Below are 2,240 nucleotides of genomic sequence, written 5' to 3' on the forward strand. Positions count from 1 at the left end.
CCAATCTCCCGGACGGTCAGCCCCTTTGGGGTGGTGGACGGTCTCCACGGCCTCTTCTCCCGTAGTTACGCGTAGCGACATCAGTGTCACGCGACTCTGATGTCACTGGTGAAAGGCTCGTGAAAGAGGCCGTGTCTAGCGTTGCTCACTGGCTGGTGTGGCTGACCGGCCGATGAATGAACGACGTCAGACATGGAAGGCGATCCCAAGACGATGCGCATGAGACTGTTGAGACGGCGCCAACGCCGCGGTGTGCTGAGCAGGGGCATCGCGGCCGGCAGCGTTCTGGCCTCAGCCGCCGCGATGGCGCTGGCGGGCGTCGCGCCCGGCGTCGCGTCACCGACCGGTGAGCAGAGCGAGAGCGCCGAACCGCTTCCGCTCGTCGAGCTCGTGTCCGCGAGCGGCCAGGGCCGCCTATACACGGCGGACGCCGCCGAGGCGCGGAGAGCGGCGGCGAATGGCATGACCCGCAGCCCTGGTCAGATCGGCTTCCTGCCCCGTGAGCCGTTCACCGGCTCGAAGCCCATGTACCGGCTCAAGCCCAGTGCGGGCGCATCGAAATGGCTGTTCACTGCGTCGTCCACCGAACGGGATCGGCTGGTGTCGCAAGGGTGGGCGTACGAAGGCGTCGCGGCGTACCTGTACTCCCAGCCCGGCGAGGGTCTCGTGGAGATGAGGCGGTTCACCAACGGGAAAGAATGGCGGCTCGCGCTCGAGTCGCGTACAGACGAGCTGAAGAACGCGGGCTACACCGTTGACGGACCTGTCGGATACGTGCATGAGAACTGGGTCCGTGCCGGAGCGGTGTACTTCGGCATGTTCAACATCGACGGCCACCAGAGGATCATCGAGCGCACCGAAGAGGTATACGGGCGTGAGGGCGACTGGTGGGGCGGCGTCCGCGACTTCTACGACGGTCACCGCCACGCCGGCGACAACTGGCCGGACGAGGACTTCTCCCATCTGAAGCCGTCCATCGGTTATTACGACGACTCCGATCCGGAGACACTGGAGATGCACATCGATCAGGCGACTTCGGCCGGGCTGAGCTTTTTCAACTTCTATTGGTACTGGGACACCGAGAACCAGCAGGAACGGGTGACCGACGCGGCGCTCGACGCCTTCCTCGCCGCGGAGAACAAGGACACGATCGATTTCACGATCGGATTCTGTGCGCATCCGTTCGGTGGGGCGAGCATCCCTGTGGAGCAGTACGGCGCGATCGCGGACGTCCTGGTGGACAAGTACCTCTCACAGGAGAACACCCTGCGTACCAACGACGGTCGGAAGATCCTGAACATCTGTGACGCGCGTGGCCTGGGCGACGGTACCAATGCGCAGGTCGCTCGCTTCGTCTCCACCGTCCGGGCGACGGCGGAGCAGCGTCTCGGCGAGGACATCTACGTCATGATCAACCAGGGCGGCTTCGACCCCAAGCAGGTCTCCGCTGCGGGAGGCGACGCGTCCTACTGCACCACAGACGGTGCGGCCGTCGAGACGCGCTCCTATCGGAGCTACCTGGAGGGTCAGCGTGCCTACTATGGCAACGCTCCCGGCGCCTACGGCCGGTGTGTGCTGTCCAACTTCGACGAGCGCCCGCGGTATCCGATCGAGACGCCGGACGTCGAAGCGATCCGATGGATGCCGGACCATAGCCTCGACCGGTTCAGGCAGGCGGTGCGGAACGCGAGAGCGGACATGGACGCCTCCACCCGTCCGCCGGAGGTGGACAACCTGCTCTACGTGTATGCGTGGAACGAGTGGCACGAGGGCGGCGCCATCGAGCCGAACGAGCGCGACGGCTGTGCCTATCTCGACATCCTCCGTGACGAGCTGAGCCTAACCCGAGGATCAGGCTGCACGGCGGTTCCGTGAACGGCGCCGGGAGGGCAACGGCGGCTGGCTGCGGCTTTCCGAGGGTCGCTGAGGCTCCCGGGACGTGGGCCTGGACGGCCCTGGGCGTCGATGACTGTCCGCTTGAGGTGAACACCGGTTGCCGAGGGCGGCTCGGACGGTGATGATCGCGTCGTGTTGATGAGTGTGGCTGTCCTGTCTGATATCCATGGCGCGTTGCCTGCGTTGGAGGCGGTCCTGGCCGAGCCCGACGTCGCGGCGGCCGAGTGCATCGTGGTGACGGGTGACATCGCCGCGGGTCCACTGCCGGTCGAGACACTTGACCTGCTCGTATCACTCGGGAACCGCGTGGTCTGGGTGCGCGGAAACGCGGACCGTGAGCTCGT

At 65.7% G+C, this 2,240-nt stretch carries 2 protein-coding genes; both read left to right on the forward strand.

Annotated elements, in window-relative coordinates; translation table 11 throughout:
• The first annotated feature begins 219 nt into the window (after nt 1–219).
• The gene (locus ELR45_RS20125) at nt 220–1,875 is read left to right on the forward strand and encodes a glycoside hydrolase family 99-like domain-containing protein (protein WP_165367950.1); all 1,656 of its coding nucleotides are present in this window, start codon (nt 220–222) and stop codon (nt 1,873–1,875) included.
• Between the two features lie 159 nt (nt 1,876–2,034).
• Nucleotides 2,035–2,240: metallophosphoesterase family protein (locus ELR45_RS41145; protein WP_240759917.1), on the forward strand; the 206-nt coding region annotated here is incomplete at its 3' end.

It is taken from the genome of Phytoactinopolyspora endophytica, assembly GCF_004138495.1.
GTDB lineage: Bacteria > Actinomycetota > Actinomycetes > Jiangellales > Jiangellaceae > Phytoactinopolyspora > Phytoactinopolyspora endophytica.

What these genes read in the sequence shown, in the direction of transcription:
- ELR45_RS20125 (WP_165367950.1), top strand. Translation starts at nt 220, where the DNA reads ATGAGACTGTTGAGACGGCGCCAACGCCGCGGTGTGCTGAGCAGGGGC.